5 protein-coding genes are annotated in these 8,103 nt (G+C 44.2%); 4 read left to right on the forward strand and 1 reads right to left on the reverse strand.

Annotated features, from left to right (window positions below; genetic code table 11):
* Positions 1-410, forward strand: a 410-nt coding sequence (locus tag BCT81_RS21585) for an AarF/UbiB family protein (protein WP_102425785.1), incomplete at its 5' end; no start/stop codon positions are given.
* An 84-nt stretch (positions 411-494) separates the two neighbouring features.
* On the opposite strand, the gene BCT81_RS21590 is transcribed toward BCT81_RS21585, so the two are convergent.
* A complete protein-coding gene (locus BCT81_RS21590) occupies positions 495-1,727 on the reverse strand; it encodes a hypothetical protein (RefSeq protein WP_133152681.1) in 1,233 nt (410 codons plus the stop codon).
* A 317-nt stretch (positions 1,728-2,044) separates the two neighbouring features.
* Between BCT81_RS21590 and BCT81_RS21595 the strand changes: the two genes are divergently transcribed.
* From BCT81_RS21595 to BCT81_RS21610, 3 genes are all read left to right on the forward strand, one after another.
* Entirely contained in the window at positions 2,045-3,088 is a 1,044-nt protein-coding gene (locus BCT81_RS21595) for a two-component system response regulator (RefSeq protein WP_102425787.1), read from the forward strand.
* A 32-nt stretch (positions 3,089-3,120) separates the two neighbouring features.
* Positions 3,121-6,777, forward strand: coding sequence for a response regulator (locus BCT81_RS21600; RefSeq protein WP_102425788.1), 3,657 nt, complete (start codon positions 3,121-3,123; stop codon positions 6,775-6,777).
* Between the two features lie 294 nt (positions 6,778-7,071).
* Positions 7,072-8,043: a tripartite tricarboxylate transporter substrate binding protein gene (locus BCT81_RS21610; RefSeq protein WP_102425789.1), complete on the forward strand. Its 972-nt coding sequence runs from the start codon at positions 7,072-7,074 to the stop codon at positions 8,041-8,043.
* Positions 8,044-8,103 lie beyond the last annotated feature (60 nt).

Below are 8,103 nucleotides of genomic sequence, written 5' to 3' on the forward strand. Positions count from 1 at the left end.
ACTACCAACAAGACTTTCTAGTACTTTCCCACATCAGTGGTCAAACATTGCGGGAGATACTAAACGACTCAAACCTACCTGAGTGTTCGTCTTTTCAATTTATTAGCTCACTAGAAACCGCTATAAGCCAAATCCATAGACTTGGATTCGTTCATGGTGATCTTAAGCCGTCCAATATAATCATGAGTGAACAAGGAAGGGCTCATCTTATCGACTTTGGGTCTGTCACCCCAATGGGAACGGATAGAGAGAAGCTTCGCTTTAATAGTTACACCCCTCGATATTCTAGAGAGCACACTACCACGAGCAAACTGGACGATTGGTTCGCACTTGCGGTGATATTGGAAGAACTGTCGGATGTAGGAAGCTTTCCGAGTCGTTATCAGACCCTTCTCAAACAGCATCGCTAACCCAACAGTATCAGCAAACACAAAAAAGCGGATGAACAATCATCCGCATTTATTCGATTTAACAGAAACTGATTGTCGTTATAGTTATTCAGGAACCAACAGAGATTCCAAACCACCAGCAACCGTAGCTGCGAGTGCTTTAGGCGCTAGGCTCTCTTTTACGCTCTCTTTGATCGTCGAGCCATTGAAGAAGTTTTTAACCTGCTGTTTTCTTACTGCTTTAGTAAATGCTTTTTCATCTGTTCCCGGTATAAAGTTGGGCTCACCGCGCGCAGCATTAAGCACCTGTTTCACACCTGGCTTGTTACTCTCCAATGCGATTTCACTATTGGCGATAAACGCCTTCGCCTCTTCTTGCAGAGTAGCGTAAGCACTCAGGGTCGACTTCTGGAAAGACAACTTTATAACAGAAGGATCCGTGTTCACTTTAAAACCAAACTTTCGCTTAATTCTACGCGTTAAACGAGTCTTCATGTTTGGCGGTGGTGGCGTAATATCGGTTATTGATAAGAAGTTGTATGGAGAGCTATAACACGGCATGCACACCATGTATGACGCAATCACGGGGATGTCTTCCATTTTCATCTTAAACCAATCACGGAAGAAATTAGCGCCGATCACGTCTCTCTTTTGATTAAGCATCAGACACTCTTGCTTAAACTTACGAAACTTTCTTTCCATTACCCATTTGTCGTATAAGCCGCGGAAAAAATTAAAAATAGACAGAACCGCTTTAACAATACTGGTGACAGTCGCACCAATACCAGAGCTCGCTAGGTTAATTGCAATCACACCACCATGCGCTAATGCGATCATTGAATCTTGAACAGCAACAGCGCGGATCTCACCACGAATTTTATCTATTACATCGGCGCCCACGCGAGTGGTTGTCATCGAGCTCAAGTGACGAGTTTTATGATTGTTTACCGCTTTACCTAAAGCGGAATAAATTCGACTGGCTGCCTCTTTGATATCATCAATTGCAGGTGCTAAATCTGCAAAGATCTTCTTAACCAAGCTAGGGATCATAATTAGTATTTGAGCTTTAATATCATCCATCGCAATGCTGGTGATGCTCTTCGCATAATCTAAGAACTTCTCTTTGATTTGCTCGGTAATATTTTCAATCATCCCTGCGAGGCTTGTTCCACTCCCTGTCACAGCCTCTGTTATTGTACCGGTTAAACTATCTACTTCTGTTGCCGCAGCCACGGCAATTTTAACTTTGTCGATTTTGGTTACACCCACCAAATCTGCGTTCGCGAATAGCGATAGCATATCTTTCTGAATGAGAGTCAGCCCACTATTTGGCATCACACGTTCTCCCTGTAACAAGTCCACGGTAAATTCGAAAAGTTACTTGAACGACTAAGTACCCTGAAAAGCTCGAAGTTCGTAAACTTCAACTCGAACAATTCAACCCTGATCGCACTACGACACAATCCATGCCGTTATTCTTTGTTAAATAAAGGTTAACATATAAAATATCTATTCATATTAAGGAAGTCTATTTTTTACTCTCAGATTCCAAAAACCACAATTAACCCTCCGGAAATCATGCATTTCCACCAAATCCCACTACGCTTTATTAGCATGGAATACAGCAATCTGATTAAATTTTTTAGGGACGAAAAATGAATCAAATTACGACAGACAAGCCTATTGTTCTGGTAGTCGACGATATCCCAGATAATATCCATACCCTCTCAGGGATCCTAAACGACGAGTTTAAAATCAAAGCTGCTACGTCCGGTGCAAAAGCTCTAAAAATCGCCTCTTCATCACCGAAACCACACCTTATTCTTCTTGATATTATGATGCCGGAAATGGATGGCTATGAGGTATGCCGCCGACTTAAAAGTGACCCGGTCACTGTGGGTATCCCCGTTATCTTTGTGACTGCGAAAACCGATGTCGTCGATGAACAGAAAGGGTTTGAACTTGGCGCCGTTGATTACATCACCAAGCCAGTCAGTCCACCTATCGTGAAAGCTCGTGTGGTGACTCATATTTCTCTCTATGACCAAAACTTAGCGCTTTCTCAAAAAGTGAGGCAGAGAACAGAAGCGTTAGCCATGAGTCGGCTCGAGATTATTCGAAAACTGGGGCGTGCCGCGGAATACAAAGATAATGAAACCGGTATGCACGTTGTACGAATGAGCTACTACTCCAAAATTCTTGCCCAGCAACTCGATGTTAGTGATGAGTGGGTCGAACTTCTGTTTCAAGCTGCACCAATGCATGACATCGGTAAAATTGGTATCCCCGACTCTATTCTTGGGAAACCCGGAAAGCTCGATGCGGACGAATGGGCAATTATGCAAACCCACGTCACCATTGGCGGCGATATCATTGGAGACAACGACTCTAAGCTGCTGAAACTTGCTCAAGAAATTGCTCTTTACCACCATGAAAAATGGGATGGCAGTGGCTACCCTCACAAACTTTCAGGCGAAGATATCCCACTAAGCGCACGTATTGTCGCTATTGCCGACGTATTTGATGCGCTCTCCAGCGAACGACCATATAAACAAGCTTGGCCAATCGAAAAAGCGATAGGCCTGATACAAGAAGAAGCTGGCCGACACTTTGATCCTAACTTAGTGCCAATCTTCATTAGTAAGCTCGACGAGATGCTCACCATCAAAGACTCTTTTACTGATGAACTAGAACACTAAGTACGCTGGTACTTTATGAACACAGGTACTTTATGAATACTGTTTCTAAATTTGCTACTGACTCAAAAATAATCTTAGTCTCCTTTCTGGTTGCCGCCATCGTTGTGTTTTCCGTTGCTGTTGGCGCCTGGATCAACCTCAATAATCGATTCATTGGCGTTGAAGAGTACGCCTCTAGCACCAGATTATTGACTTCCCTTGATAAGCTACGTGTTTACGAGCTCTCCTTCAGCAACGATTACAACGAACAAGTCATTGAAGAGTTTAATCAAGAAGCAGAACACACCACTCAACTCGCTAACGAGTACGAAAGCGAATATGCTGCATCGCTGCCTGTTGATTTACTCACTAAGTACCTGATGCAATTCCAAAAGTATGTCGACATCATCAAGATGAGCCAATCGACTAGAACACTCATGGATGAGCGTTCAAACGCCGCTACAGAGCTGCTTCGGCATATGAGGGATCTACATAATCAAGCCATTAATCAAAACAGTCAGAATATAAGGGCACTAAGATTAACCAGCGAAGACTTGACCAACGTCGCCCTAAAAACCAGTCAACTAGCCACTCTTGCGGTCAACATACAAAACCTTGAGAAAGAGTACCTGCTCAACGGAAACCTAAAGACCTATTCATTGGTCAAATTTGAGGTGCAAAAAGCTTCACAGTTAGTTTTGGAGCTGCAAGAACAGATCTCAGATGACAAAGGGCAGCAACTTTTAGACGTCATTGATAAAGCAAAAAACCGCTACTACACAAACTTAGTTCAGCTCCAAGGCGTGCCAGTCTCCTCTACTAAGCTACGAGCGTCACTCATCAATCAAGTCACACTCAGTGGCTCTGAATTTTCGCGCTCGGTTGGGTTACTCTATCAAGCTAAGCAGATCCAAGTGGCTGAACTAAATCACCTTGTATCCCAATCCCAAGCAGAACTCTCATCTCAATTACTCATAGGGCAAGACCTGCTGGCTATTCGCACACTATTAAGTCGCTCAAATAGATTCAACCGAGACTTTCTGCTTGCCAATTCTATGGAGCAGAAGCTAATCGCTGAAAAGGTTTCAAACGTTATCAACCAGTTGCAAGCTAAGTCGACTAACGCCCAACAGCTTCTGGCTTTATACGCACCTAATATAAAAGCGACGGCGTTTGATGAGCATATCAGCGTATATGAGTCCCAATTTATGGGCTTAGTTAATTCGCAAATACGAGGTCATCAATTACTGGCTAGTATGGATAGCAGCTTCGTTGAACTGCGCGACTTTGTATCGCAGCGCCACTTAGCAGAGAGTGTCAATGTTAAAGACTCCTCTAGTGTTACCTTCCATTTAGCAGTCGGGGGCGTCATTTTCTTCGCCATTATCTTGCTAATGGGGTTACTCGCCAACAAAGCACATTCGGCTTTAGAAGCTTTCGCACACAGTCTAGCCGAAGCAAGAGATGAGGCCGATGCAGCCAACCAAGCAAAATCCGACTTCCTCGCTAATATGAGTCACGAAATTCGCACACCAATGAATGCGATCATTGGCATGAGTTACCTTGCATTAAAAACCGATTTAACCAAGGCGCAGCGTAACTACATCCACAAAGTGAAGCTCTCTTCCGATACCCTACTCGGTCTAATCAATGACATTCTCGACTTCTCGAAAATCGAAGCCGGTAAGTTAGACATAGAAAACGTCGATTTCCATCTCGAGAATGTACTAGACAACATTACTAACTTGGTTGGCCTACGAGCTTCTGAACGAGGGCTCGAACTGCTCATCCAAGTAAATAGAGACGTACCAACCAACCTTATCGGTGACCCACTCAGATTAGGACAGATCTTGATTAACCTCAGCAATAATGCCGTTAAGTTTACAGAGAAAGGCGAAGTGAAAATCTCCATCTCAGTTGCTGAAAGACAAGGTGATGATATCAAGCTGAAATTTGCCGTTTCAGACAGTGGCATTGGTATGACGCAGGAGCAAGCAGGCAAGCTGTTCAACAAATTCACTCAAGCCGATAGCTCTACTACACGAAAATACGGTGGTACAGGCTTAGGCTTGGCGATCAGTAAGGAGCTTAGCCAACTCATGGGTGGGGACATTCAAGTCTCGACTGAACTTGGCAAAGGTTCAACCTTCTCCTTCACTATCTCAACACGGGTGAGCCACTCTATTACGCAAAACCGCATTGTGGTGCCAGCCTCTATTAATCACCTAAAAGTGCTAGTAGTCGATGACAACGCGAGCGCACGTTTAATCGTCGGCGACATCCTAGAGTCCCTAAAATTGACGCCAACGCTATGCGCTTCTGTCGAAGAAGCCATTGTAGAACTGCATTCAGCTGACGATAAAAATGAGCCATTTGACCTGATTATCTCAGATTGGAAAATGCCTAAACGTGACGGGGTTGATCTACTTGCCGAACTGAACAAAGGCTTGTCGCTATCGAGAGCACCTAAAATAATGATGCTTACCGCTTATGGCCGCGAAGAGTTAACCGAAGCCATTACAGATCGAGGTTTCAGCATACCTAGTATATTGGATAAACCCATCACCTCATCGCACCTTTACGACTCCATCGTCTCGCTTTATGGACTAGATTCAGACCGAGTATCACGTAGTGAATTGGAGCAACAAAATCAACTTGCGAATGTTCAGCAACTCGCAGGCGCGAATATCTTGTTAGTTGAAGATAATGAGATTAACCAAGAACTGGCAACCGAGCTTTTAGAAGGGCAACAGATCCAAGTGACGGTCGCAGAGAATGGTCAGCAAGCCATAGACCTTTACCACAAAGCAATTGCTGATGGCGCCCCTTTCGATGGCATTTTAATGGACTGCCAAATGCCAGTTATGGATGGTTATGAAGCAACGCAGCATATTCGTCACAAGATAAAAGACGTTAAAACGCCTATTATCGCCATGACCGCAAACGTAATGGAACGAGACAAAGAGAAAGCGCTTAATAGTGGTATGAGTGGCATCATTGCCAAACCGATCGATGTCGGATCAATGTTCGCCACATTAGCGAACTGGATTTCGCCGGCTAATCCTGTGCAGTTCACAACACCCACTTTACCATCCGAGACTAAATCACAAGATGCAGTTGTAACGCTGCCTATCATAGATGGTTTAGACACTGACATGGGATTACTACGAGCCAGCAATAACCACCAACTGTATTGGAAACTATTGAATCGCTTTGTTGAAGCCTATTCAGACCAAGAAGCTTTAAACACTGAGCTCACGAGCAGTGCCCAAGCTCGCTATTTACACACTCTAAAAGGCGTTGCTGGTAACCTAGGCGCGACTGAGTTGCACGCGCTATGTGAGAAGCTTGAGTCAAAACCTGCAGATTCGGAACTTATGGAGCAAGTGATCACAACGACTGTCGAGTTAAGCCAGGCGCTGGCACAATCGTTCGATAAATCGAAGCCACCGGCCGAAGAAGAAACTGACCAACCACAAAATATCGATTCAGCATCTACGCCGACAAACATCGTGCTGTATAAAGCACTGCTCGAAGCCGTCGCAAATGACGACACTGAAGCACTGACCATTGTTCTAAACATTGAAACTAGCGCTGAGATTGGATTATCAGCCTCAGAGTTCAAGAGACTAGAAAACTCGTTAGAGGAATTTGATTTTGATACAGCTTCAGAAGTGTTAAGAGGCTCTTCCTTAGCCACTGAAACTTAAAGATATTAATCAACGATGAATCAATAGATAAAAAGAGCTAAGCTAGCTCTCTTTATCTATTCCTAAATTATCGATATCGCGACATATCAAAGCTTTCACCCTCCGTGAACTTTATGAACTTTATTCACCCAATGTTCTTTATCCTCAATATCGCCGCATTGAAGACATTTTGTTAACACACCGTTAACTTTAACTTCATCTGCTTAGCAACACCTAAGAGTGATGTTTAGCAGCTAGATATAAAACATAAGTTTCTCTCCATTGAAGAGATCCCCTACATAAGGAACGTGAACCATGTTCAAGGCACTGAAACCTACTCTTGCGGCTTCTATTATCGCAGCAACCTTTTCTTTCAACACTTTTGCTGCAGACGTAGAAAAAATCCATTTCCTAATCCCTGGCGGCGCTGGTGGCGGTTGGGATATGACAGCGCGTGGTACTGGTGATGTATTGGTGAAATCAGACATCGTAGAAAATGTCTCTTTCCAAAACCTATCTGGTGGCGGCGGCGGTAAAGCTATTGCTCACCTAATTGAAACGGCACAACGTCAAGAAGACACATTGATGGTGAATTCTACCCCTATCGTTGTTCGCTCGCTAACGGGTATCTTCCCTCAATCTTTCCGCGACCTAACACCGGTTGCTGCAACGATTGCTGACTATGGTGCGATCGTTGCGTCTGCGGATTCTAAATACAACACTTGGGAAGACGTAGTAAAAGAGTTCGAAAGTAACCCTCGTAAGGTAAAAATCGCTGGTGGCTCTGCGCGAGGCAGTATGGATCACCTAGTAGTTGCAGCGGCATTTAAAGGCGAAGGCTTTGATGCTAAGAAAGTTCGTTATATTGCCTACGATGCAGGTGGTAAAGCGATGGCAGCACTGCTTTCTGGTGAGACACAACTCCTATCAACCGGTCTTGGTGAAGTACTAGAGATGTCTAAATCTGGACAAGTAAAAGTACTGGCAGTAACGGCACCAAAACGTCTTGAAGCAGCACCAGATATCCCAACACTAACTGAGTACGGCAATGAAACTGTATTTGCGAACTGGCGTGGCTTCTTCGCGGCTCCAAACACTAGCCAATCGAAAATCGATGAGTGGAACGAAGCGTTAGGCAAAATGTACAAAACCGATGAGTGGCAAGTGGTTCGTGACCGTAACGGTTGGATCGATAACTACAAAGCCGACAAAGACTTCTACGCCTTCTTAGAAGATCAAGAAAAACAGATGGGCGACCTAATGCGTGAGCTAGGTTTTTTGAAGTAACCAATAACGATAGAGGGTCATAGTGCCCTCTTACTCTTTCCTTGTTTCGCCGTACATGAG

Origin of the sequence: Vibrio sp. 10N.261.52.A1, from assembly GCF_002876325.1 — a bacterium.
Classification (GTDB): Bacteria; Pseudomonadota; Gammaproteobacteria; order Enterobacterales; family Vibrionaceae; genus Vibrio; species Vibrio chagasii.

Coding starts and splice junctions, on each gene's coding strand:
- BCT81_RS21595 (WP_102425787.1), top strand. CDS start 2,045: ATGAATCAAATTACGACAGACAAGCCTATTGTTCTGGTAGTCGACGAT.
- BCT81_RS21610 (WP_102425789.1), top strand. CDS start 7,072: ATGTTCAAGGCACTGAAACCTACTCTTGCGGCTTCTATTATCGCAGCA.
- BCT81_RS21600 (WP_102425788.1), top strand. CDS start 3,121: ATGAATACTGTTTCTAAATTTGCTACTGACTCAAAAATAATCTTAGTC.